This is a genomic window from Arthrobacter sp. SD76 (assembly GCF_049726125.1).
In the GTDB taxonomy this organism is placed as follows: Bacteria; Actinomycetota; Actinomycetes; order Actinomycetales; family Micrococcaceae; genus Arthrobacter; species Arthrobacter nitrophenolicus.
On the sequence record NZ_JBNBLR010000001.1, the window covers coordinates 1,523,427 to 1,548,074 of the forward strand.

A 24,648-nucleotide genomic window follows, 5' to 3' on the forward strand; every position below is an offset into this window, starting at 1 on the left:
GGGCAACCCGGAAGGGCCTTCCTACTGGCTCTGCGGCAGGTCCTGCAACTCTTCCTGGCCCACGCAGTTCCGGGTCGCCGGGATCTTGCCGGCCGAGGTGGCAAGGTCAGCGAGGACCGTGGCCGAACTGATCTTGTCCGGATCCATGAGAATTTCGGTGGCTGGCTCACGGCCGTAGGTGGTCAGTGTCCACACCGGGTCACCCTCCTTGATCACCCAGTCAATGCCGTTCACGGTCACGCACCGGTCCGTCGTGGGCCCGGGCACGTTGACGCCGCAGCGCAGGATGACGAGGGACGGGTCGCCCCAGGCGGCCGTTGCCTGGCTGTTCGTCTTCCGCAACTGCGCCTCTCCAATCGCATCAGGCAGTGACACCATCATGGGGGCGCAGGCCGGATTGGCAGCATCCTTGGCAGCCGTGACGTCCACTGCGGGGGAACACCCGGCCAGGGAGAAAGCGGCAAGGGCTCCAACCAGTGCAATCCTGGCGGTACGGACGAAGAAGGAAGGCATGGGGTGGTGCGATTTTTCCATCATCCCGGCTTGCGCGTGGCAAGACCAATCGCCCGGCTGTTTCCCCTTGTCAGCGCCGCCGGCGCCGAAGTGCAGCGTTGCTGACGCACCCTTATAAGCTGGCTTCATCATGAAAATCACCGCTGTTGCTGCGCCATCCCACCGGCTGGATCCAGAAGCAAAGACCTCCCGGCCCATCCGCGCGCACAGCATCAGGGCGGCGGGTGTTCTTGCCGCCGTCGCGGTCCTGGGCTTCCTCTCATGGTTCCGGCTTCCGGAAGTGACCCGTGGCACGCTCTGGGCGGAGGACGCGGCAGTCTTCCTGGCCGACACCATGTCCATCGGAGCATGGCAAAGCATCGCTGACCCCTACGCCGGCTACCTTCACACAATCCCGCGGCTTGTTTCCGGCATCGCGTATACGGTTGCCCCGATCGACGCCTATGCCACGCTTGTTTCCTTCCTGAGCTGCGTGGTGGTGGCCGCGGTTTCCGTGGGTACCTACTTTTTGTCCGCGCAGATTTTCCCCACCGGAGCTACCGCCTGATGCTGGCACTGATCCCGGTCCTGGTTCCGGTGGGCCCCCTGGAGGTCCTGGGCAACGTTGCCAACCTCCACTGGTACCTGCTCTGGCTCTGCCCTGGCTGCTCGTTTATGAGCCGCGGGGATGGACTGGGCGTGCCGGGCTCGTTGTTGCCACCCTGGCCGCCGCCACCACCGAGATCATCGTGGGCATCTTCCTGCCCCTGGCACTGTGGTCACTGGTGAAGAGGCGGAACTATGCAGCGCCGCTGGCCCTGGTTGCCGGCATCGGCCTCCAGCTGTTGGCCACGGTCGCGGATCCCCGCTACGCAGAAACGCCCCGCCTGGACTCCATGCAGCCTTTGTCGGTCATCTACGGATTCATCCTGCAGGCAGTCGGCTCGATCTGGGAGCCGGACGCCCGCACCATGGCGCTGAACATCGTGACTTTCGGCGGCTTTGCCGTGGTTGTCCCCTCCATCATTGTCCTCGGGTTGCTCGCCTACATCACCATTTACGGGCGCGCCCCTTTGAAGGTTGCTGCCTTGTATGCAGCGGGCGCTGCCGCGGCCTGCTGGGCGGCTGCGACAGTGCTTAATCCCTCACCCGAATTCGATTTCGCGAATTTCTCGAGGGACGACTGGCTGTCCGGCTTCACGTTCTTCCGCTATGCGGTCACGCCTTCCATGTTCCTGCTTGCCCTGGTTCCCATGGCCTGCGCTGTGGCTGAGGACAGAGGGATCATCGGACGCAACCGGGCCAGGTACCTGGCTCCGGTCCTGATGGCGGTCTTCCTGTCCACGAGCTATTTCGAGGCCACGCCTGCCAGGCAGACCGGGCCCGAATGGACGACCGGGGTCCGGGCGGCCGCCGCGCAGTGCGCGGCGGACCCGTCCCTGACCGAGGCAGTCATTGCCGTGACACCCGCCACGTGGCAGGTGGCTGTTCCCTGCCGGGTGCTCTCCGGCCGTTAATTGGACAGCGGTAGTTGGACAGCGGGCAGGCACCCAATGTCAGGGGCGCGCTGTAGCGTAGTGCCGTGCCTGAAAAGCCCTTGAGCAACAGTGAATCCATCCGACCCGGCGCGGGCAGCGCCGGCCCTGCGCCCCAGGACTCCTTGCCCCTGGGCTCCTTGACCCTGGAGTCCGGCAGCCGGGAGCGGCAGCCGGCCGTGGCCGGATTGTCCGAAGCCGAACTGCTGGCCAGGATCTTTCCCGGCTTGCCATGGGCAGCGCGCATACCGAGGCCACGCTGCTCGGCCCCGGGGATGACGCCGCGGTGCTTGCCGTACCGGACGGGCGAACCGTCATCAGCATCGACACCCAGGTCGAGGACCAGGACTTCCGCCTTGCCTGGGCCAACGGCTACCGCACCACCGGCTACGACGTCGGCTGGAAGGCAGCTGCACAGAACCTCAGCGACATCAACGCCATGGGGGCCAGCGCAACATCCATGGTGGTAAGCCTCACGCTGCCGCCGGATACCCCGGTCAGCTGGGTTGAGGACCTGGCAGACGGACTCACCGCAGGAATCCGGGAACTGGGTGCCGGCCGCTGCTCGGTTGCCGGCGGCGACCTTGGCCGGGGGCGGGAAATCTCCGTTACCGTCGCCGTCCTTGGAACGCTCGACGGCGGCGCTGCCGTCCTGCGTTCCGGTGCGCAGCCAGGCGATGTGCTGGCGCTGGCGGGCACGGCGGGGCACGCCGCTGCGGGCCTCGCGCTGCTCGAATCAGATGTGCCTGTGGACCGCCTCAACCCGGAGCAACGTGTGTTCCTGGAACTGCAGTGCCGGCCGCGGCCGCCACTGTCAGCTGGTCCAGCCGCCAGGGCTGCCGGGGCCAGCGCCATGCTGGATATCTCGGACGGCCTGGTCCGCGATGGCCGCCGGCTGGCGGTTGCCAGCCGCGTGGCCGTGGACCTCGACCCGGAACAGCTGGCGCGCCTGGCGTCCGTCCTCCAGCCGGCCGCAGAGCTGCTCCGGGCCGATGCGCGGGAATGGGTCCTCAGCGGCGGGGAGGACCACGGACTGCTCGCCACATTCCCGCCCGGCATTCAGCTGCCTCCCGGATTCACTGCGATAGGCTCGGTACAAGCACTGGGAATCAACGAGGTTCCGGGCGTCAGGATTGCGGGCCGGTCCGCGGACACCGGGGGATGGGATCACTTTGCACACTAAGGTTGCCGCCAACGCGCAAGCGATGAAGAGATGGCTGGGCAAGGCCGAAACTGCCCTGGGCAACCACAGCGACCGTCTGAACGCCATCAATATCTTCCCCGTTGCAGACGGGGACACCGGCACCAACCTGTACCTGACCGTCCGGGCCGCAGCGCGCTCCCTCGCCGCGGGCACGGACCAGCCGGCACAGGTGGACGTTGGCGCAGTCCTGTCCACCGCAGGGCAGGCTGCCCTCGAAGAGGCAAGGGGCAATTCCGGGACGTTGTTCTCCGTTTTCCTTTGCGCCGCCGCAGAGCCGCTTGAAGGCCATACCCGGCTGACCTCCACCCTGCTTGCCGCGGCCCTGAACCGGGCCCAGATCCGTGCCTGGTCCGCATTCGAGCGACCCGTACCGGGCACCATGCTCTCCGTTATGGAAGCCGCAGCGCGCGCGGCAGCCGCAGTGGATGCCGGGCAGAACGGAGATGACAGCAACCATGCCCTGGGCCTGGCGCTGGATGCCGCCGTTGAGGGGGCGCTGGCAGCTGTCATCCAGACGGAGGACCAGCTCGATGCCCTGACCACCGCCCACGTTGTGGACGCCGGCGGCGTCGGCATGCTGCTGATCCTTGACTGCCTCCGCTCCGCGGTCATGGGGGTTGAGCTCCAGAGCGAACTTCTTGACGGACTCCACGGCTACGACGTCGCGGACCCGCACATCCATGCCGACATGCCGGACGACGACGGCGTGGAGGTCATGTGCACCATCAACCTGTCCCCGCTGAACGCCGCCACCCTCCGGCAGCGCCTGGACGAAATCGGCGAGTCCGTCATCATGAGCCAGGTGGGCAGCGGCGCTGACGCGGGCGGGAACTACCGGTGGCGGGTCCACGTCCACGTTCCGGATCCGGAGCCTGCCGTCGCCATCATCCGGTCCCTTGGCGAACCCTCCCAGATCAGCATCAGTGAACTCGCGCTGCCGCGGGAACCTGATGCCAGCGCAGTCAACACCGCCGGGCATGAACGCTGAGCTGGACCTGGCCCTGGAACGGCGCATCGGCAAACGTTCCGCCGCCGTCATCGAAAAACACCTGGGCATCACCACGGTCGAGGAGCTGCTGAACTACTTTCCCCGCCGCTACCTCACCCGCGGCGAACTGACGCCCATCAGCGACATTCCGCTCGATGAGGACGTCACCCTGATCGCCCGGGTGCTCTCCAGCAGTACCCGGACCATGCGCGCACGGAAGGGAACCATCACCGACGTCGTCATCTCGGACGACGACGGCCAGGCCGGGCTGCGGCTCGTGGGCGGCACCGATTACCGCGGGAAAGCCCCGGGTACGCTCAAGATCAGCTTCTTCAACGGTTACCGGGCCAAGGCTGAATTGCTGCCCGGCAGGCGGGCGCTGTTCTCCGGCAAGGTCACCAGCTTCAAAGGTTCGCTTGGCCTGACAAACCCCGATTACCACGTCCTGGACGAGGAGCCCTTCTCCGCGGGCGGGCAGGATGCCGGCAAGCTGGCCGCCATGCCCATTCCCGTCTATCCGGCAACGGCAAAGCTCCCGAGCTGGAAAATCCAGAAGGTGGTCGCCGCCCTGCTGGAGACGGCGGACCTCGCCTCGCTGCCGGACCCCGTTCCAGCGGCCGTTGCTGAACGCGAAGGCTTCCTGCCCCTCCACCAGGCGTACCGGCTGATCCATGCGCCAGAAACGGCGGCGGACTGGAAGCAGGCGCGCGAGCGGCTCCGGTACCCAGGAAGCGCTGGTCCTGCAGTCGGCGCTCGCCCGGCGCAGGGCCCAGTTGGCTTCAGAGGAGGCCACCGCGCGGCGGCCACGACCGGACGGGGTGCGGGCCGCGTTCGACCGCAGCCTCCCCTTCACGCTGACCGACGGCCAGGCCGCTGTGGGCAAGACCCTTGCCGGGGAGCTGGCGCGCGATTTCCCGATGAACCGGTTGCTCCAGGGCGAGGTGGGCTCCGGCAAGACGGTGGTGGCGCTGCGTGCCATGCTGCAGGTAGTCGACGCCGGAGGGCAGGCGGCCCTGCTGGCCCCCACCGAAGTGCTGGCCGCACAGCACTATGATTCCATCCGCCGCACCCTCGGCCCGCTCTCCAGGGATGGGCTGCTGGGCGGCCTGGGCGCCGGGGACGACGCATCCGTCCAGGTCACCCTGCTCACGGGGTCCATGCCGACGGCGGCCCGCAGGCAGGCAATGCTGGACGCCGCGTCCGGAACGGCCGGCATCGTCATCGGCACCCACGCCTTGCTCAGTGACAACGTGTCCTTCTACGACCTCGGCCTGATCGTGGTGGACGAGCAGCATCGGTTCGGTGTGGAGCAGCGTGATGCCCTCCGCGCCAAAGCCCGGAAACCGCCCCACCTGCTGGTCATGACAGCTACTCCGATTCCCCGCACGGTGGCCATGACCGTCTTCGGCGACCTTGAAACATCCACTCTTGACGAACTGCCCAAGGGCCGTGCGCCCATCACCACGCACCTGGTGGGCCTCGCGGAAAACCCTGCGTGGGCCGGCCGGATCTGGGCCCGCGCGCGCGAGGAGATCGACGCCGGCCACCAGGTGTACGTCGTCTGTCCCAAGATCGGCACCGACGACGACGGCGACTTCAGCCCCGGCGAAGCGGAGCCGCCCGGCCTTGATGCCGAGGAAAGCCAGCGGGAACTGGCGTCGGTGACAGCCGTCGTCGAACATCTGCAGGGTGAACCTTCCCTGTCAGGCGTGCCGCTGGCTCCGCTGCACGGACGCCAGGACCCCGAGCTGAAGTCGGCCACGATGGCCGGGTTCGTGGACAACACCGTCAAACTGCTGGTCTCGACCACCGTGATCGAGGTGGGCGTGGACGTCCACAACGCAACACTGATGGTCATCCTAGACGCCGACCGGTTCGGCATCTCCCAGCTGCACCAGCTCCGCGGCCGCGTGGGACGTGGAGGACTGCCCGGCACCTGCCTGCTGGTCACGGCACTCGAACCGGGCCATCCCAGCCGGCGGAGGCTGGAAGCAGTGGCCGCGACCACCGACGGCTTCGTCCTGTCGCAGGAGGACCTGAAGCTCCGCCGCGAGGGCGACATCCTGGGAGCCTCCCAGTCCGGCGGGCGCTCCACCTTGAAGCTGCTGCGGGTCCTGGAGCACGAGGATGTCATTGCCCGGGCCAGGGAGGACGCGCAGGACATTGTGGCCGCGGACCCGTTCCTGTCCCGCCACGAGGAACTGGCGGACGCCATCGAGAAGTACCTTAACCCGGAAAAGGAGGCGTTCCTTGAACGCGGATAACAGGGGAGCTGCCGGATACGCCGGCGCTGCCAGGAGGCCAGAATGAGCCGGATCATAGCCGGTGCCGCCGGCGGCACCCCGCTGTCAGCGGTTCCGGGCTCCTTGACCCGCCCCACCACCGACCGCGTCAAGGAGGCACTGTTTTCCCGCCTTGACGCTTTCGACGTCATCTCCGGCGCCCGGGTGCTGGATCTTTATGCCGGCTCCGGCTCGCTGGGAATCGAAAGTGGCAGCCGCGGCGCACAGTCCGTGGAGCTGGTGGAATCCGATGCCAAGGCCAGCGCTGTCTGCCAGCGGAACGCGGACCTCCTCAACGGGGTCCTGGGCGCAAGGCGGTAACGGTGCACCGGTCCAGGGTTGAGCCGTTCCTGGAGCGTGCCGCACCGGCCACAACCTGGACCTGGTCTTCCTGGACCCGCCATATCCCCTTGAGGAGCTGGCAGTGTCCGCTGTGCTGGCGAAACTGGCCCCGCATCTCGCTCCGTCGGCGGTCGTCGTGGTGGAACGCTCATCCCGTTCGCCGGAGCCGGAATGGCCCGGAAGCCTGGCACGGTTCGCGGAAAAGAAATACGGCGAAACAGGCTGTGGTTTGCCGAGCCGAATGTGCCGGACGCAATTGCCGGCGATGATATCCCGGAGGCGGCAGAGGCGGAGGGGCAAAGCCAATAGGCGTCAGCCCGCCAGGGGATCGAGATCCACTCCGGCGAGCACCCTGGCGGGGTGCGGGCCGCGGGCCGTGAGTTCCACGGACCACTCCCTTGGCCATGGCACCTGTGTGCCCGCCAGTATGATGTTGCCGGGGTACCGGCCCTCGAACATGCCCGCTTCTGCGATGGCGGCCACATCGGCCATCGCCTGCCGCATCGCGGTCACCTGGCTGCGCACCAGCGTCAGGCCCGGCTCGTCGCCCACGTTGACCACCAGCACGCCCTCCGGGCCCAGCTTCTCCCGCGCTTCCCGGTAGAAGCCGGCGCAGGCAAGATGGGCTGGTGCTTCAGGCCCCGAAAAAATATCGAGGATGATGACGTCGAAGCTGAGCTCCGGGTCCAGTTCATCCAGTGCATCCCTGGCATCCCCGGTAATGGTGTGGAGATCCGTTCCCTCCGGGAGAGGAAGCTGGCGCAGGACAAAATCGAGCAGTTCACGCTCCAGTTCCACTGCATACTGCAGTGACCCCGGCCGGGTGGCCTGGATGTAACGGGCCAGCGTCAGTGCTCCGGCGCCCAGGTGCAGCGCCCGGATCGGTTCTCCCGGCGGGGCTGCAAGGTCTACCAGGTGCCCGATCCTGCGGAGGTACTCGTAGAAAATCTCTTCCGGGTGGCCCAGGTTGACGTGGGACTGTTCGGCGCCGCCGATACTCAACACATAGCTGCCCTCCGTGAAGCTGTCAGGATCAATAGCTGCGTGCTGGCCCGTGCTGCGCAGGAACCTGGTGGCATGGCCCGCATTCCCGGCGGACATCAGAGCTTTTCGCTGAGGGTGGCCAGCCTTCCGGCTGCTTCCTCAAGGACGGCGGCCTTCTTGCAGAACGCAAACCGGAGCAGGCTGCGCGTCCGTTCCGCTCCTTCCGGGTGGCAGAACACCGGGACCGGTATTGCCGCCACGCCCACCAGGGCAGGCAGGCGCCTGGCAAGGTCCACCGAGTCCGTGATGCCCAGGGGGGCCGTGTCCACGTTGACGAAATAGGTGCCCTGCGGGGAGAAGACATCAAAGCCGGCGGCGCGCAGGCCGGCACTGAGGATGTCCCGCTTGCGCTCCAGGTCAGCGGCGATGCCCTTGAAGAAGTCATCCGGCAGGGCCAGTCCGGCTGCAATCGCCGCCTGGAAGGGCGTCCCGGAGCTGTACGTGAGGAACTGCTTCACGGTCCGCGCCGCCGCCACCAGTTCCGCCGGGCCGGAGAGCCAGCCCACTTTCCAGCCGGTGAGCGAAAAGGTCTTTCCGGCCGAGGAGATGGTGATGGTCCGCTCTGCTGCCCCGGGAAGGCCGGCCACCGGGGTGTGGCTGACGCCGAACGTCAGGTGCTCATAAACCTCGTCCGTGATGATGATGCTGTCGTACTTCCGGGCCAGCTCCACGATCCGTTGCAGGACGCTGCGCGGGAAGACGGCCCCGGTGGGATTGTGGGGATTGTTGAGCAGCACAACCCGGGTCCGTTGGCTGAAGGCAGCTTCGAGGGCGGCCATGTCCGGGAGGAAGTCCGGCGCCGCAAGCGGTGCCGTCACATGGGTGGCACCAGCGAGGCCGATCACCGCCCCATAGGAATCGTAAAAGGGCTCGAAGGTGAGCACTTCGTCGCCGGGGCGGGCGAAGGCAAGGAGGGACGCGGCGATGCCTTCGGTGGCTCCGGTGGTGATGACCACCTCTGTTTCGGGGTCCGGGGCCAGGCCATAGAAGCGCTCCTGGTGCGCCGCCACCGCCTCCCGCAGCAGCGGGAGGCCCTTGCCCGGGGCGTACTGGTTCGCCCCTGAGCTGATGGCGGCGCGGGCCGCCTCACGGATTTCCAGCGGACCGTCCTCATCCGGGAAGCCCTGGCCCAGGTTGATCGCTCCGGTACGGACGGCCAGCCCGGTCATTTCCTCGAAGATCGTCACGCCCAGTCCGCCGTCGGGCGCCAGGAGATCGGCGCCGAGCGCCGTGCGCTGCCAGGGGGCAGGAGCTGGGGAAGGTTCCGGTCGAGGATGCATCAAGTCATGTTATCCCGGGCTTTTAATGGGTAGGTTCGGAGCATGAGACGAGCTGTCTGCCCAGGATCCTTCGACCCCATCCACAACGGCCATCTTGAGGTTATTGCGCGGGCGGCCGGCCTTTTTGATGAAGTCATTGTGGCCATCTCCACGAATTACGCCAAGAAGTACAGGTTCACCCTGGACGAGAGGCTGGAGATGGCCCGGGAAACCCTGGCCTCGCTCAAGGGAATCGTTGTTGAGCCCGTGGGGGAGGGCCTGCTTGCGGAGTACTGCCGCCAGCGCGGTGTGTCCGCAATCGTGAAGGGGCTCAGGTCCTCTTCGGATTTCGACTACGAACTGCCCATGGCAACCATGAACCGCCAGCTCAGCGGCGTGGAGACCGTGTTCCTGCCCGCAGAGGCCCACTATGTCCACCTGTCGTCCACCCTCATCAAGGAAGTGGCCGGCCTGGGCGGCAGCGTGTCCGACTATGTGCCCAGGTCTGTGCAGCGGCGGATGCTTGCTGGCGAGCCTGCGCAGGATCAGCAGCCCAGGCGGTAGGCTTGTCCGGTACTTCGAGCCCGCCGGCACCCCGGTTTGAGTCCCCGGGATTCTTCAGGCTAAAATAGTACGTCGGTCATATGTTCAACAGGAGTTCTCATTAAAAGAGATGCTGGTTCGCCCTTGGTGTTCGATGTCAAGGATCTCGGTCGAAGCCCGGGAAGCATGCGGACGCTGAAGGAACATGTACCCGCACCAAGTGATCTTGGTGTGCCGCTCATTGGTGTTCAGGAAGGCTCGGATGTCGAGCTGGATCTGAGGCTTGAGGCCGTACACGAAGGAATTCTGGTATCAGGAACCGCCCTCACCGAAGTAACCGGTGAATGCGGCCGATGCCTGGATCCCCTTGCGTATGACCTGGAGGTCAATGTGCAAGAACTTTTCTTCTACGAAGGCGCTGAGCTTTCGGACGGAGAAGATGATGAAGAGCAACGTCGAGTCGAGCACGATCTAATCGATCTTGAACCGGTGTTGCGGGACGCGGTTGTTACCATGCTGCCGTTCCAGCCGGTGTGCCGGGAAGACTGCCAGGGCCTTTGCTCCGAATGCGGAGCTCGCCTGGAAGACGAGCCGGGGCACCACCACGAGGTCATTGATCCTCGCTGGGCTGCCCTAGCTGATATGGCTAAGCCTGACCGGCAAAATTGATTTGTACGTGTTTGTCTAGAGAGAAATGAGTTAGCCGTGGCTGTTCCCAAGCGGAAAATGTCTCGCTCGAATACCCGCGCCCGCCGCTCGCAGTGGAAGGCGACCGCCCCCCACCTGGTGAAGACCGTTGAGAACGGCCAGGTTACATACAGCCTGCCGCACCAGGCGAAGGTCGTTACCGACTCTGCTGGCACTGCGCTGTTCCTTGAGTACAAGGGCCGCAAGGTCGCTGACGTCTAATCGGCCACTCAGGCTGACCAGATGTCTTCAACTGAAGAGCTTCTGAAGCGTCTCGGTGTCACTATTGACGCCGGGACGCTTCGTCTTGCGCTGACACACCGTTCCTACGCCTACGAGAACGGCGGCATTCCCACCAACGAACGGCTCGATTCCTGGGCGACTCCATCCTGGGGTTCTCGGTGACGGATGCCCTCTACCGGGACAATCCGGACCTTCCCGAAGGGGACCTGGCAAAGCGGCGGTCCGCAGTGGTCAGTACCCGTGCCCTGGCCAACATCGGGCGCAGCCTCGGCATCGGCGAGTACATCTACCTTGGACAGGGCGAAAAGCTCACCGAAGGCAAGAACAAGGCGTCGATCCTGGCCGACACCATGGAGGCGCTGATCGGTGCCACCTACGTGTCCAATGACATCGAGACCGCCCGCCAGCTGGTCATGCGGCTGATTGGTCCGCTGCTGAAGGACGCTGCCGTGCTGGGCGCCGGTACCGACTGGAAGACCAGCATCCAGGAGCTTGCGGCCAGCCGGCAGCTGGGCACCATCCACTACGCGGTGGACGGCGCCGGCCCGGACCATGCCCGGACGTTCACGGCGGTCCTGAACATTGGCGGGACGGCCTACGGCAAGGGCTCCGGCCACTCCAAGAAGGAAGCGGAGCAGGAAGCCGCCGCCGACGCCTGGCGTGTCCTGTCCGGAGCCAAATCCACCGACGCATCCGGCACGTCGGCTGGTTCCGTAGCAGCGAAGTAGCGCATGCCCGAACTGCCCGAGGTGGAAGTGGTGCGCCGCGGCCTGGTGAGCTGGGTCCGTGGCCGCACCATCGAAGCCGTCGACGTCCTGGACCCGCGTTCCATCCGGCGCCATGCCCTGGGAACCGAAGATTTCATCGGCAATCTTGAGGGTGCGGTGGTGGCGGACGTCGTGCGCCGGGGCAAGTTCCTGTGGATGCCGCTGCTGGACCGCGCCGGCCTGCAAGGCCGGCAAATGAACGGAAGCGGCGACGTCCCGGCGGTGGCGCTGATGGCGCATCTTGGAATGAGCGGCCAGCTCCTGATGCAGGACCGGGACGTTCCCGACGAAAAGCACCTCAAGGTGCGGTTCCGGCTCAGCCGCAGTGACGGCATGCCGGAACAGCTGCGGTTCGTGGACCAGCGGATCTTCGGCGGACTGTTCGTCACGGCGATGGTCCCCACGGACGACGGCGGTCCGGGCGGCCTTGCCGAGTCCCCCCTCGCACTGATTGCGGAAGAGGCTGCGCACATCGCCCGGGACCCGCTGGACCCGGCCTTCTCCTTCGACCTCTTCTTCCGCCGCCTCCGCAAGCGCAAAACCGGACTCAAGCGCGCATTGCTGGACCAGGGACTGGTCTCAGGAATCGGTAACATCTACGCCGACGAAGCCCTGTGGGCTGCCAAACTGCACTATGCCCGGCCCACCGACACCCTGCGCAGGGCCGAGGCCGAAGAGTCCTGGAAAGCGCCCGCCAGGTCATGCTTGACGCCCTTGCCGCGGGTGGAACCAGCTTCGATTCCCTCTACGTCAACGTGAACGGTGCCTCCGGCTACTTCGACCGGTCACTGAATGCCTACGGCCGCGAAGGTGAGCCCTGCAAGCGGTGCGCCGCAGCAGGAATCCACGCCACCATCCGCCGGGAGCAGTTCATGAACCGCTCATCCCACACCTGCCCGGTCTGCCAGCCGCGGCCGCGCAACGGACGCTGGTAACCGCCTGCAACCGGGACCACTTGCGGGGGACAACCGCGGGAATCCGGGACTTTGGCCGCGAACCCAGTAAATTTGGGAGTTCCAAGCAGCAGCTGCAGCCACCGAGGAGATCCGAAACGCCTTGCACCTCAAAAGCCTCACCGTCCGGGGGTTCAAGTCCTTTGCGTCGGCAACCACCTTCGACTTCGAGCCGGGGGTCACCGCGGTAGTCGGCCCCAACGGTTCCGGCAAGTCCAACGTGGTGGACGCGCTGGCCTGGGTCATGGGGGAGCAGGGCGCCAAGACCCTTCGCGGGGGCAAGATGGAGGACGTCATCTTCGCGGGCACCTCGGGCCGGCCTCCGCTGGGCCGGGCGCACGTGTCCCTCACCATCGACAATTCCGACGGCGCCCTGCCCATCGAATACAGCGAAGTCACCATCTCCCGCACCCTCTTCAGGACCGGCGGGTCTGAGTACGCCATCAACGGGGCATCGTGCCGCCTGCTGGACATCCAGGAGCTGCTGTCCGATTCAGGACTTGGCCGGGAAATGCATGTGATCGTGGGCCAGGGGCAGCTGGACCGGGTCCTGCACGCCACACCGGAGGACCGGCGCGGTTTCATCGAGGAGGCCGCCGGCATCCTCAAGCACCGGCGCCGCAAGGAACGGACCGTCCGCAAGCTCGAGGCGATGCAGGCGAACCTCCAGCGCCTCACCGACCTCACCGGCGAACTCCGGCGCCAGCTCACGCCGCTCGGCAAGCAGGCCGAGGTTGCCCGGCGTGCGCAGCGGGTCCAGTTCGATGTCCGCGACGCACGCGCCCGCCTTCTGGCCGACGACCTGGTCCAGTTGCAGCTCGCCCTGGAACAGGACGTCGCGGACGAAGCCGCCCTCAAGGCACGGCGCGGCGTCGTTGAACATGAGTTGGAAACCGGCCGGCGGCAGCAGGCAGCACTGGAGCAGATGGCGGCAGAGGCCACGCCCAGGCTCAACGCAGCCCGGGACACCTGGTACCAGTTGTCCGCCGCCCGGGAGCGGCTCCGGTCCCTCGGATCGCTTGCCCGCGAACGCAGCCGCCTGCTCGGCTCGGCTGACGCCGCGCCCGCCTCCGGCCGGGACCCGGAACAGCTGGAACGGCAGGCTGCCCGGGTGCGCGAGGAACTGGCCGAACTCGAGCGGACGATTCTGGACCGGCGGAGTGCACTGGAAGCGGCCACGTCGGCAAAAGCCGGGGCCGAGCAGGCCGCGACCGCCGAAGACCAGCGGCTCACGGCCCAGCTTCGCGCCGCTGCTGACCGGCGGGAGGGCCTGGCAAGGCTGGCCGGGCAGGTGGCGGCAGCCAGGTCGCGGGTGGAATCCGCACAGGCTGAACTCGGCAGGTTGCGGGAATCGCTTGCGGCCGGGGTGGAACGCCGTGCCCGCGCCCAGGAAGAGTTCACGGCGCTGGAAAACCAGGTGGCGGGAGTTGAAGAGGGCGAGGAATCGCTCGACGCCGACTATGAGGACGCCAGTGCTGCGCTGGAGGCAGTCCTTGACGACATTGCGCGCCTCAAGTCCGAAGTCAACGAGGGCATCCGCAAGCGTGATGCCCTGGCGGCGCGCAGGGACGCACTCAAGCTCGGCCTGGACCGCAAGGACGGTGCACGGCACGTCCTGCAGTCCGGCGTCGCAGGCATCGAAGGCAGCGTCGCAGGGGAACTGGCGGTGGAACCTGGATACGAGACCGCCATCGCCGCGGCGCTGGGGGAGGCCTCCGATGCTGTGCTGGTGCGGGACGCCGAAACGGCGGCCACTGTCCTGCAGCTGCTCAAGGACGACGACGCCGGCCGCGCCACGCTGCTGCTCCGGTCCGCCGCCGAAGCCGGGCAGGGCAGGAACGCGGACAGCCTGCCGGCCGGAGCCCAGTGGGCCGGCGACCTGATTGGCGGCAGCGGCCCCGGCCCGGACGTGGCCAGGCACCTGCTGTTCGGGACCGCCATCGTCGAAGATATTGCAGCGGCAATTGCACTGGCATCCAGCCGGCCCAGGATCAGCGCCGTGACCCGTGCCGGTGACATCCTCACCGCCGTCTCTGCCACGGGAGGCTCCGCCAAGGCGCCGTCGCTGCTGGAGGTCCAGGCCGCCGTCGACGACGCCGCACAGCAGCTTGCAGTCGTCACTGCGGCCATCGAGCAGAACAGGTTCGCCCTGGCCGGCGCCGAAGCACGCCGCGCCGAAGCGCAGGAACGGGCGGACGCCGCCCTCGACCGGCTGCACGAGTCGGATGCCCGCCTTGCCGCCGTCGCGGAACGGCTGGGCCACCTCAACTCCGTCCTCCGCAGCGCCGCCGGCGAGAGCGACCGGCTTGCCGCCTCCCTCGCCAAAGCCGAAGCCAACGTGGCGTCGGAACAGGAAGCACTCGCGGCCGTCGCCGCCCGCCTTGCCGCGGCGCAGGAGGCACCGGTGGAGCAGGAACCGTCCACTGGGCACCGGGACGCGCTCGCCATGGCGGCGTCCTCCGCCCGGGCCGCCGAGGTGGAGGCGAGGCTGGCGCTGCGCAGCGCCGAAGAGCAGCTGGCCGCCACCCGCAACCGCGTTGCTTCCCTGGAACGTGCGGCCGCCACAGAGCGCCGTGCCCGGGAGGAAGCAGCCGAACGGGCCAGGCGCCGGCGCATCCAGGCCCGGCGTGCCGCGGCAGTCGTGGCCGCGGTCGAGGCCGCGCTCCGCCACGTGGATGTTTCCGTCGCGATCGCCGCAACTGAACGGGACCGCGCCGAAGAGAACCGTGAGCTGCGCGAGCAGGGCCTGAAAGACGTCAGGAGTACCAATGATGCGCTGGCCCGGGAACTCGCCGAGCTGACAGACAACGTGCATCGCGACGAGCTGGCCCGCGCGAGGCAGCGTGCGCAGATCGAGGCGTTGGAAACCCGGTCGGTGGACGAACTCGGCATCACTCCGGACGCCCTGGTCAGCGACTACGGGCCGCACGTGCCGGTGCCGGTCCCGGCAGAGGAAAGTGGGGACAAATGGGCCGCCCTGCGGGCCCCCGTGGACGCCGGCGGGGAAGAAATCCTGAAGGAAAACCCTTCAACCGGTCAGAGCAGGAAAAGCGGCTCCGGAAAGCCGAACGCGACCTCGCCAGCCTGGGCAGGGTAAACCCGCTGGCACTCGAGGAATTCGCGGCACTGGAGGAACGCCACCAGTTCCTCAGCACCCAGCTTGAGGACCTTAAGGCTAGCCGCAAGGACCTGCTGGACATCATCAAGGAAGTGGACCTTCGCGTCCAGCGCGTCTTCACCGAGGCGTTCGAGGACACCCAGGCGCAGTTCGTCAGGGTCTTCGAACGGCTCTTTCCCGGCGGCGAGGGACGGCTGGTCCTCACCGACCCTTCCGACATGCTTACCACCGGCATCGACGTCGAGGCGCGCCCGGCAGGCAAGAAGATCAAGCGGCTCTCACTGCTCTCCGGCGGCGAACGGTCCCTGACCGCCGTTGCCCTGCTGGTGGCGATCTTCAAGGCCCGTCCCTCACCCTTCTACGTGATGGACGAGGTGGAGGCCGCCCTTGACGACACCAACCTGGGCAGGCTCATCACCATCTTCGAGGAACTGCGGGAGTCAAGCCAGCTCATTGTCATCACCCACCAGAAACGCACCATGGAAGTCGCTGACGCCCTGTACGGCGTCACGATGCGGGGCGACGGCGTCTCCACGGTGATCAGCCAGCGCCTGGGGGCCGACGCGTAGCGCCGCGGTCCGGGCCCCGTTGCGGCGGGGCGGGCGCCGCGGAGCCGCCAAAGGCGCCTGCTTCGTTGTGAGAAGCTAGGGGAGTGAATGACATCCTTCCCATTATTCTGTCCATTGTTGCTGCCCTGGCGGTTATCGGCGGGCTGATTCCTGTCCTGCTGAAGACTCGGAAGAACATCACCCAGTACCCGGGCACGCGTGATGCAAACGACCCCGAAGTGCAGTCCGGCGGCAGCACGCTCGTCGATGAACGCCCGGTCCCGGCGGCGGACCGGAAGGCGCCGGCCGGCGTCGACGTCGCGGACCTGGACACCACCACGGTCCCGGACGATGCGGCCGGGCTGGAAGTCATCCCGGTGGAAACCCCGCTGCCCGTCGCAGGGCGCCTGGTCCGCCTGCGGGAGCGGCTTGTCCGCTCCAACAACATCATGGGCAAGGGCCTGCTGGCCCTGCTCTCCAGCGACAAGATCGACGAGAACGTCTGGGACGAAGTCGAGGAAACGCTGCTGCTGGCAGACCTTGGGACCGAACCCACCATGCAGCTGGTGGACGCCCTGCGCGAGCGGGTCAAGGTGCTGGGCACCCGGACACCCGAGCAGGTCAAGGCACTGCTGCGGGAAGAACTCATCAAGCTTGTGGACCCGACGATGGATCGCAGCCTCAACGTCCAACGGCACGCCGACAAGCCGGCCGTCATGATGGTGGTGGGTGTCAACGGCGTGGGCAAGACCACCACGGTGGGCAAGCTCGCCCGAGTGCTGGTCGCCGAGGATAAGGACGTCCTGCTGGGAGCCGCGGACACCTTCCGCGCCGCTGCCGCCGAACAGCTGGCAACCTGGGGCCAGCGGGTGGGGGTTCCTACGGTGAAGTCGGACATCGACGGCGCCGATCCGGCCTCCGTTGCCTATGAGGCCGTCAAGGCGGGCATCAACCAGGAAGTCGATGTGGTCATGATCGACACCGCGGGCCGCCTTCAGAACAAGGTGGGCCTCATGGACGAGCTCGGCAAGGTCAAACGCGTCATCGAAAAGCTCGCCGAGGTGGACGAGGTCCTGCTGGTCCTGGATGCAACCACCGGCCAGAACGGCCTGAACCAGGCCCGGGTCTTCTCGGAAGTGGTCAATATCACCGGCATCGTCCTGACCAAGCTGGACGGAACGGCCAAGGGCGGCATCGTCGTCGCCATCCAGAAGAGCCTGGGCGTCCCCGTGAAGCTCATCGGGCTGGGTGAAGGGGCGGACGACCTCGCCCCGTTCGAAGCCGAAGGCTTTGTTGACGCGCTGCTGAACTAGATGCAATTCAACTAGCGGTGTCCGGAGCCGGTACCCGGGCCTTGACCAGGCCGGGTGCCGGCTCCCGGCTTTAAGGCTTCGCCTGGCGCAGGGTTTCGCGCGTGGCCAGCCACGTGCAGGCCGCCACCAGCATGATGCCGCCGGTTACGCCGAAAGCCCAGCCGAAGCCGAGCCGGTCAGCCAGGACGCCGGCCAGGACCGGCCCCGCGATCGCGCCGACGTCGGACACCATCTGGTAGACCGCAAGTACCTTGCCGCCGGACCGTCCGTTGCCGATCACGTCCGCAACGGCAGCCTGCTGCGCGGGGCCGAACAGCCCCGACCCGATTCCGGCCAGCGCCGAGGCGGCCAGGAACCACCACAGGTCCTGGGTGAAGCCGATGCCCGCAGTAGCCAGCCCCGCCACCAGCAGGCCCCAGATCATCATCGGCTTCCGTCCCAGCGTGTCGGCCAGCCGCCCCGAGACGGTCAGGGCCAGCGCATTTCCACCGGCGAAGACTGCCAGGGCAATGCCCGCAGCTTCCGGTCCGGAACCAAAGGCAGCAGCCGCAAAGAGTGGAACCGTGGCCATCCGGACTCCAAACGTCGCCCATCCGTTGGCGAAGCTGGAGAACAGCGCCGACCGGTAGGCCCCGGTTGCCAGGGCTTCGCCGAACGGCATGTCGGGGGCCTTCGTCCGCCCCTCAGTTGACCCGCGGCGCTGGTGGCTCAGCTGGGTTTGGACCACGACGGCGGCCACCACCAGGGCGGCGGCATAGGCCAGGAACGGAATGCGGAGGCCGAACCCGGCCAGCAGGCCGCCCACGATGGGTCCGCACACATTGCCGACCAGGAACGCGGACGCGTAGGCCCCGGATACCCGGCCCCGGCTCTCCGGCGGGGCCAAGCGCACCACCAGCGCCATGGAGGCGACGGTGAACATCACCGACCCGGCACCGCCCAGCCCGCGGAAGAGCAGCAACTGCCAATAGTTCCCGGCGAAGGCGCAGGCTGCCGTGGAGGCCGCCACGATCAGCAGCCCCGCGACATAGACCGGCCGCTCACCCAGCCGGCCGATCAGCGTGCCGCCCGCCGGCGCAAAGATCAGCCGCATGAAGGCGAAGATGGCAACGATCACCGCAGCCTCGGTGTTTCCTACCCCGAAGGTTGTGGCGAATTGCGGCAATACGGGCGCAACAAGCCCGAATCCGAGGGCAATCAGGAACGCCGCAACCAGCATCACCTTGATATCGCGCGGGAGCTTGTCCCGCCGTGGCCGAAGGCGGGCCAAAATCCTTGATGTGGCGCCGCTCACGCGGGGTGCTGCAGTCATGAAGCGAAGTTCCTTGCACAGTGGGTTGCGGGGGTGCGGCTGGGTAGTGAAACACAACCGTAACAACCCGGATATGCACCATTTACTTCCTAGAGGTTCTTGTAACAGACCGGCAATCTAAATCCTCTCCGGGCGAAACACGCCGCCGACACACTTTTTACAGGACGCAAAAGGCGTTGGCAGGCGGAAGACTCCGCAACATTCGGATGAGAGAGGACGTGCACCATGGAACTTACCGCAGGTCACGTATGGCTCATGGTGGCGGCAGCGCTCGTGCTGCTCATGACACCAGGTCTGGCATTTTTCTACGGCGGCATGACCCGTGCCAAGGCAGCACTGAACATGATGATGATGAGCTTCATCTCCATCGGCATCGTGAGTGTTGTGTGGGTACTGTGGGGCTACTCCATGACGGGCGGTGACGGCTTCCTGCAGATCGTCGGGAACCCGTTCGCGAGCTTCGGCCTCGAGGGAGTCAACACGGCGGATTCGCCGGACGGCCTCATCCTGGTGGGCTACGGGGCAACCTTCGCCATTATCACCGTGGCCCTGATCAGCGGCGCAATCGCCGACCGCGCCAAGTTCGGCGCATGGAGCGTCTTCGTGCCCGTCTGGGTCACCCTGGTGTACTGCCCCCTTGCCTACATGGTGTGGGGCGGCGGCCTCTTCGGTGAGGAAGGCGCCATCGGCCAGGCGCTCGGCCCGGCCATCGACTTCGCAGGCGGCACTGTCGTCCACATCAACGCCGGCGTGGCGGCCCTGATCCTGGTCCTCATCATCGGCAACCGCAAGGGCTTCGGCAAGGACCCCAACCACCGCCCGCACAACATCCCGTTCGTCATGCTCGGCGCTGCCATCCTGTGGTTCGGCTGGTTCGGCTTCAACGGCGGCCTCGCCTCTTCCGCAGAACAGGGCGGCCTCATCTGGGTCAACACCCTCGCCGCTCCCGCCGCCGCGATGCTCGGCTGGCTTGTTACCGAGCGCATCCGCGACGGACACCCCACGTCACTCGGTGCCGCCTCCGGCGTGGTTGCCGGCCTGGTTGCCATCACCCCGGCCTGCGCCAACGTCAGCCCGGTGGGTGCCCTCGGCCTCGGCGTCGTGGCAGGTGTGGCTTCCGCCCTCGCAGTCGGCCTCAAGTTCCGCTGGGGCTTCGATGACTCGCTCGACGTCGTCGGCGTGCACCTTGTGTCCGGCATCATCGGCACGGTGGCCCTGGGCTTCATCGCCCTCCCCACCGACGGCGTGGGCGGCGGCCTCTTCTACGGCGGCGGCATGGCCCAGATGTGGGCCCAGCTCGCAGCGGCCGGCATCGCCATCGCCTACTCGGCAATCCTGACGCTCATCATCGCCCTTGCCATCCACAAGACCATGGGCTTCCGGGTCTCCCAGGAACAGGAAACCGTGGGCGTGGACCTGAGCCTGCACGCCGAAACGGCATACGAGTTCGGTGTGGGCGGCCACGGCGGCTCCTTCCAGCCGCTGCACGACATGATTACGGGCAAGGGCCAGCAGGACTCCGCTGCGCAGCCGGCGAAGGCTGCACAGCAGAACGAATCAGCAACAGGTAAGGAAAGCGTGGGGGCATGAAACTGATCACTGCAATCGTCAGGCCGGAAAAGCTCGAAACAATCCGGGAAGGACTGGAAGCCTACGGCGTACAGGGCCTGACGGTCAGCGCGGCCAGCGGTTACGGCCGGCAGCGCGGCTACACGGAGGTCTACCGCGGAGCGGAATACAACGTGGATCTCCTGCCCAAGATCCGGGTGGAGGTGCTGGCCACGGATGAGCAGGCGGACGACATCCTGGACGTGATCATCGCCAGCTCCAACACCGGCCGCGCCGGGGACGGCAAGGTCTGGACAGTGGACGTCTTTGAAGCCGTCCGGGTCCGGACCGGCGAACGCGGAGTAGCCGCAATCTAGGCAGGGCAGTCAGCAGGCAGAGAAAAACGGGCGGGATACCGGAAGGTATCCCGCCCGCTTTTGCTGTCCCGGAAAGCTGCTGTACCCCGTAAGCCGCTGCGCCGGTGCCGGTGCCGGGAAGCAGGCAGGGGCAGGCCCAGGACGGCGTGCGGCCTACCCGCGCCGTCCGGTGGTGGGCCACGCTGCGGGACCGGCCGAGCCGGCGTCGTACTCCTCAAGCAGCACCGCGTCCTGCTGCCACGCCGTGAGCACAGGCTCAACGATCCGCCAGCATTCCTCTGCCGTGTCGCCCCGGACCGAGAGCAGCGGATCGCCCGCCAGCACCCCTTCGAGGACTTCCCCATAGGGAAGCAGGTCCGACGCACTGAGTTCGGTTTCGAGGGTCGCGCGGCTGAGGCTGAAAATATCGCCCGGACCGTTCACGTCCACGTCGAACTGCAGGGTGTCGGGACCGAAACCGATCCGCAGCTGGTTGGGGGAGTCAACACCCGTGAAGCCCGCGGGAAGGTGCGGCACCGGCCGGAACGTGACAATTGCCTCCTTGCGTTTGGCGCCGAGGGCCTTGCCCGAACGGAGGATGAAGGGGACGCCCTTCCACCGCCAGTTGTCGATTCCGACCTCGATCTCGGCGAGGGTCTCGGTTCCGCGCTTCGGGTCCACGCCGTCTTCCCTGGCATAGTCGGGGACATTCTTCCCCGCTGCCGTCCCGGCCGTGTAGCGTGCCCGCCGGGTGCAGGCGGCCAGCGGGGTGTTGACGCTGCTGGCGCGCAGTACGGCGGAGATGGCGTCCCGCAGGTCGCGCTCGCGGATGGTGGCGGGAGGTTCGATGGCCAGCAGCGCCATGATCTGCAGGAGGTGGCTCTGGATCATGTCCCGGAGGGCGCCGGCGCCGTCGTAATAGCGGGCGCGTCCTTCCAGGGCGAGGTCCTCGTCGAAGATGATTTCCACCTTTTCGACGTGGTGCCGGTTCCAGACCGGCTCCAGGAAGTTGTTCGCGAAGCGCAGCCCCAGGATGTTTAGCACGGTGGCCTTGCCGAGGAAATGGTCCACCCGGTGGACGTGGTCCTCGGGGACGAGCCGCACCAGCGTCCGGTTGAGGGAGCGCGCTGATTCCTCGCTTGAACCGAACGGCTTCTCCATCACCAGCCGGGTCCCGGGCGGGACATCCTCCGGCCGCAGTGCTTCGCAGGCAAGCTGGCTGATCTTCGGGGGGAGCGCGAAGTACACTGCCACCGGTCCCTCAAGGCTGTTCAGCAGCGACGCCAGGGACCCTGCGCCGGTGACATCCAGCTGGTGGTAGACGGTCTCCTTCTCCAGCGCCTTCAGCGCATCCCTGCCGTCCGCGCCGGCAGCCTCGGCGGCTGCCGTGAATGAGGACTGCACGCGTTCCCGCCACTGCTCCGGGTCCAGGGGTCCGACCCCGCCCCGACGAGCCGGAGCCCGCCCGCGCGTCCCCGTGCCACCAGGCGCGCCAGGCCGGGAAGGAGCAGCCGGCCGGTCAGATCCCCAGAAGCGCCGAGGATGAGCAGGGTTTTTACAGTTGTTTGGCTCGTCATTTTGCCAGCATGCCATCTGGCGGGCCCGACTTGGTACCCTAGATAGTCGAGTCCCGATCATCTCCTGAAAGAAGTGCGCGGCGCGTGTTCAATTCTCTGTCTGACCGGTTGACAGCAACCTTCAAAAATCTCCGCGGCAAGGGCCGCCTCACTGAGGCCGACGTCGATGCCACAGTCCGTGAGATCCGCCGTGCCCTCCTGGACGCGGACGTTGCCGTTCCCGTGGTGCGTGAATTCACCGGCAGGGTCCGCGAACGCGCACTCGGCGCCGAGGTGTCGGCAGCGCTGAACCCGAGCCAGCAGATCGTCAAGATCGTCAACGAGGAACTTGTCGAAATCCTCGGCGGCGAAACCCGGCGCATCCGCCTCGCCAAGAGCGGCCCCACCGTCATCATGCTGGCGGGCCTCCAGGGTGCCGGTAAGACCACACTCGCGGGCAAGCTCTCCAAGTGGCTCAAGGCCCAGGGGCACAGCCCCATGCTGGTGGCCTGCGACCTCCAGCGCCCCAACGCCGTCACCCAGCTCCAGGTGGTGGGCGAGCGGGCCAAGGTGCCCGTCTTCGCTCCGCACCCGGGCGCCACCTCCACTGAGCTCGACCAGCCCGCGGGCGATCCCGTGGCCGTGGCCCGCGCCGGCGTCGAGGAAGCCCGCCAGAAGCTGCACGACGTCGTCATCGTGGACACCGCCGGCCGGCTGGGCGTCGACGCCGACATGATGGAGCAGGCGCGCCAGATCCGCCGGGCCATCGTGCCGAACGAAGTGCTGTTCGTCATCGACTCCATGATCGGCCAGGACGCCGTGAACACGGCACTGGCCTTCGATGAGGGCGTGAACTTCACCGGCATCGTCCTGTCCAAGCTCGACGGCGACGCCCGCGGCGGTGCCGCGCTTTCCGTCGCGTCGGTCACCGGCAAGCCGGTCATGTTCGCCTCCACGGGTGAAGGTCTGGACGACTTCGAGCTGTTCCACCCGGACCGGATGGCCTCGCGCATCCTGGACATGGGCGATGTCCTCACGCTCATCGAGCAGGCCGAGAAGTCCTGGGACAAGGAAGAAGCCGCCCGGATGGCGAAGAAATTCGCTGACCAGGAGGACTTCACCCTGGAGGACTTCCTCGCCCAGATGCAGCAGATCCGCAACATGGGATCGATGAAGAAAATGCTCATGATGATGCCGGGTGCCCAGAACATCCGCCAGCAGCTGGAGCAGTTCGACGAGCGCGAGATCGACCGCGTGGAAGCGATCGTCCGCTCCATGACGCCGCATGAGCGCCTGGCTCCCAAGATCATCAACGGCTCGCGCCGCGCCCGCATCGCCCGCGGTTCCGGTGTCCACGTCTCCGAGGTCAACGGCCTGCTGGAGCGCTTTGCCCAGGCCCAGAAGATGATGAAGAAAATGGCGCAGGGCGGCATGCCGGGAATGCCGGGCATGCCGGGCCTTCCCGGTGCCGGCGGCGGGGCGCGGAAGAACGCCAAGAACGCACCTAAGAAGAAGGCAAAGTCCGGCAACCCGGCCAAGGCAGCCCAGGAGCGGAAGGACGCCGAGGCCCGCCGGGCCAACGCCGCCAAGGCGCTCCCGACCGGTGCAGCCTTCGGCCAGCAGTCCGGCGACTTCGACCCGTCCCAGCTGAACCTGCCCAAGGGCTTTGACAAGTTCCTCGGCAAGTAGCAGCCTCCACCGGCTGGCCGGCAGGGGATGCTTCCGCGGCACGCCCGCCGGGCATCGGCTGTTGGCCGCCCCGGGCGGCTCCCGGGGAAGTCGGTGCCGTGGAATAGGGTTGGGACATGTTCAAGCAGAGGGTAGTGTTCGTGCACGGCGCCGGAAGTTACGGTGCCGCAGCATGGCCGCGCCAGCACGGCATGGCGCTGTCCTACGATGCCCTGTTCCTGCGCCGCCACGGCTTCGATCCCGTCGCCGAACCTGTGGAATCCTCGTTCGCCGCGGATACCGCCATCGTGTTGAGGTCGCTGGCAGATGACGGGCGCGGCGCCGCCGGCGGCCACATCGTTGCTCACGCCCAAGGCGCCATCGCCGCCATGATGGCTGCCGTGGAACGGCCGGATCTCGTCTATTCCCTGACCCTCGTGGAACCGGCATGCCTGTCGCTGACGGCGGAACTGCCGGCCACGGCGGCGCACATCAGCCTCATGAAGCCGTTGTTCGAGGTGCGGCACCAGCTCAGCGACGAAGACTTCCAGCGCGAATTCGTGCGGCGGGTCTATGCCACAGACCTGCAGGAACCGGCCACCGCGGAGGAGAAGCGGTCCGCCCGGCGCCTGCGGCTGCAGGCGCCCTCCTGGGAGGCGCCGCTGCACATCGTTCCCGGGTCCCTACCCTGGTCCTGACCGGTGGATGGGAACCGCTGTACGAGGAAATTGCCGGCTACCTCCGCGAAACCGGAGCCGTGCACCGCACTGCTGCCGGCGGGCACCGGCCGCATGATTCCCCGACGGGGACCGGGCCGTCCGCTCCTTTATCAGCGACGTCGGCAGGGCCCGGTCCGCCCGCGCCTCCTGACGGAGCGCCCGGGCTTCCCC

The 24,648-nt window shown here is 67.0% G+C and carries 14 protein-coding genes and 8 pseudogenes; 17 read left to right on the top strand and 5 right to left on the bottom strand.

Annotation, left to right across the window (positions count from 1 at the left end; translation table 11 throughout):
* Positions 1 to 21 precede the first annotated feature (21 nt).
* Positions 22 to 534, bottom strand: a complete 513-nt coding sequence (locus tag ACPEE0_RS07480) for a DUF3515 domain-containing protein (RefSeq protein ID WP_424575255.1) — start codon at positions 532 to 534, stop codon at positions 22 to 24.
* Positions 535 to 643: 109 nt separating this feature from the next.
* Between ACPEE0_RS07480 and ACPEE0_RS07485 the strand changes: the two genes are divergently transcribed.
* From ACPEE0_RS07485 to rsmD, 6 genes and pseudogenes are all read left to right on the top strand, one after another.
* Positions 644 to 1,060 carry a hypothetical protein gene (locus tag ACPEE0_RS07485; protein ID WP_424574235.1) on the top strand — a complete coding sequence of 139 codons (417 nt, stop codon included), beginning with the start codon at positions 644 to 646 and terminating at the stop codon, positions 1,058 to 1,060.
* A 181-nt stretch (positions 1,061 to 1,241) separates the two neighbouring features.
* On the top strand, positions 1,242 to 2,009 hold the full coding sequence (locus tag ACPEE0_RS07490; protein WP_424574236.1) for a hypothetical protein: 768 nt from the start codon (positions 1,242 to 1,244) through the stop codon (positions 2,007 to 2,009).
* 164 nt (positions 2,010 to 2,173) lie between these two features.
* A pseudogene (gene thiL, locus ACPEE0_RS07495) lies at positions 2,174 to 3,210 on the top strand (thiamine-phosphate kinase).
* Positions 3,211 to 3,232: 22 nt separating this feature from the next.
* Positions 3,233 to 4,219 carry a DAK2 domain-containing protein gene (locus ACPEE0_RS07500; RefSeq protein ID WP_424574237.1) on the top strand — a complete coding sequence of 329 codons (987 nt, stop codon included), beginning with the start codon at positions 3,233 to 3,235 and terminating at the stop codon, positions 4,217 to 4,219.
* A pseudogene (locus tag ACPEE0_RS07505) lies at positions 4,209 to 6,483 on the top strand (ATP-dependent DNA helicase RecG). Before ACPEE0_RS07500 ends, ACPEE0_RS07505 begins: the two are co-directional and overlap by 11 nt.
* Positions 6,484 to 6,525: 42 nt before the next feature.
* Positions 6,526 to 7,152: pseudogene (gene rsmD / locus ACPEE0_RS07510) on the top strand (16S rRNA (guanine(966)-N(2))-methyltransferase RsmD).
* Between the two features lie 3 nt (positions 7,153 to 7,155).
* On the opposite strand, the gene ACPEE0_RS07515 reads toward rsmD, so the two are convergent.
* Both ACPEE0_RS07515 and ACPEE0_RS07520 read right to left on the bottom strand, forming a co-directional pair.
* Positions 7,156 to 7,944: a spermidine synthase gene (locus tag ACPEE0_RS07515; protein WP_009356565.1), complete on the bottom strand. Its 789-nt coding sequence runs from the start codon at positions 7,942 to 7,944 to the stop codon at positions 7,156 to 7,158.
* Positions 7,944 to 9,167: an aminotransferase class I/II-fold pyridoxal phosphate-dependent enzyme gene (locus tag ACPEE0_RS07520; RefSeq protein WP_424574238.1), complete on the bottom strand. Its 1,224-nt coding sequence runs from the start codon at positions 9,165 to 9,167 to the stop codon at positions 7,944 to 7,946. The genes ACPEE0_RS07515 and ACPEE0_RS07520 overlap by 1 nt, the downstream gene beginning before the upstream one ends.
* Positions 9,168 to 9,209: 42 nt before the next feature.
* Between ACPEE0_RS07520 and coaD the strand changes: the two genes are divergently transcribed.
* From coaD to ftsY, 7 genes and pseudogenes are all read left to right on the top strand, one after another.
* Positions 9,210 to 9,710, top strand: coding sequence for a pantetheine-phosphate adenylyltransferase (gene coaD, locus ACPEE0_RS07525; RefSeq protein WP_035751802.1), 501 nt, complete (start codon positions 9,210 to 9,212; stop codon positions 9,708 to 9,710).
* Positions 9,711 to 9,833: 123 nt separating this feature from the next.
* The gene (locus ACPEE0_RS07530; RefSeq protein ID WP_009356568.1) at positions 9,834 to 10,358 is read left to right on the top strand and encodes a YceD family protein; all 525 of its coding nucleotides are present in this window, start codon (positions 9,834 to 9,836) and stop codon (positions 10,356 to 10,358) included.
* 36 nt (positions 10,359 to 10,394) lie between these two features.
* Complete coding sequence (gene rpmF, locus ACPEE0_RS07535; RefSeq protein ID WP_009356569.1) at positions 10,395 to 10,598, top strand: 50S ribosomal protein L32; 204 nt, start codon at positions 10,395 to 10,397, stop codon at positions 10,596 to 10,598.
* Between the two features lie 21 nt (positions 10,599 to 10,619).
* Positions 10,620 to 11,347 (top strand): annotated as a pseudogene (gene rnc / locus ACPEE0_RS07540) (ribonuclease III).
* 3 nt (positions 11,348 to 11,350) lie between these two features.
* Positions 11,351 to 12,321 (top strand): annotated as a pseudogene (gene mutM / locus ACPEE0_RS07545) (bifunctional DNA-formamidopyrimidine glycosylase/DNA-(apurinic or apyrimidinic site) lyase).
* Between the two features lie 121 nt (positions 12,322 to 12,442).
* Positions 12,443 to 16,026 (top strand): annotated as a pseudogene (gene smc / locus ACPEE0_RS07550) (chromosome segregation protein SMC).
* An 83-nt stretch (positions 16,027 to 16,109) separates the two neighbouring features.
* Complete coding sequence (ftsY, locus tag ACPEE0_RS07555) at positions 16,110 to 17,318, top strand: signal recognition particle-docking protein FtsY (protein WP_407709585.1); 1,209 nt, start codon at positions 16,110 to 16,112, stop codon at positions 17,316 to 17,318.
* A gap of 70 nt (positions 17,319 to 17,388) precedes the next feature.
* On the opposite strand, the gene ACPEE0_RS07560 is transcribed toward ftsY, so the two are convergent.
* Positions 17,389 to 18,630: an MFS transporter gene (locus ACPEE0_RS07560; RefSeq protein WP_354176774.1), complete on the bottom strand. Its 1,242-nt coding sequence runs from the start codon at positions 18,628 to 18,630 to the stop codon at positions 17,389 to 17,391.
* A 225-nt stretch (positions 18,631 to 18,855) separates the two neighbouring features.
* On the opposite strand from ACPEE0_RS07560, the gene ACPEE0_RS07565 reads away from it, so the two are divergent.
* Positions 18,856 to 20,220 (top strand): ammonium transporter, encoded by a 1,365-nt coding sequence (locus ACPEE0_RS07565; RefSeq protein ID WP_009356572.1) that lies wholly within the window; start codon positions 18,856 to 18,858, stop codon positions 20,218 to 20,220.
* On the top strand, positions 20,217 to 20,555 hold the full coding sequence (locus tag ACPEE0_RS07570; RefSeq protein ID WP_009356573.1) for a P-II family nitrogen regulator: 339 nt from the start codon (positions 20,217 to 20,219) through the stop codon (positions 20,553 to 20,555). Before ACPEE0_RS07565 ends, ACPEE0_RS07570 begins: the two co-directional genes overlap by 4 nt.
* Before the next feature lie 153 nt (positions 20,556 to 20,708).
* Here the strand turns inward: ACPEE0_RS07570 and ACPEE0_RS07575 are convergent.
* A pseudogene (locus ACPEE0_RS07575) lies at positions 20,709 to 22,111 on the bottom strand (glucose-6-phosphate dehydrogenase).
* Between the two features lie 84 nt (positions 22,112 to 22,195).
* Between ACPEE0_RS07575 and ffh the strand changes: the two are divergent.
* On the top strand, positions 22,196 to 23,779 hold the full coding sequence (gene ffh / locus ACPEE0_RS07580) for a signal recognition particle protein (protein WP_009356574.1): 1,584 nt from the start codon (positions 22,196 to 22,198) through the stop codon (positions 23,777 to 23,779).
* Positions 23,780 to 23,895: 116 nt separating this feature from the next.
* Positions 23,896 to 24,628, top strand: a pseudogene (locus ACPEE0_RS07585) (alpha/beta hydrolase).
* The last annotated feature ends 20 nt before the right edge of the window (positions 24,629 to 24,648 follow it).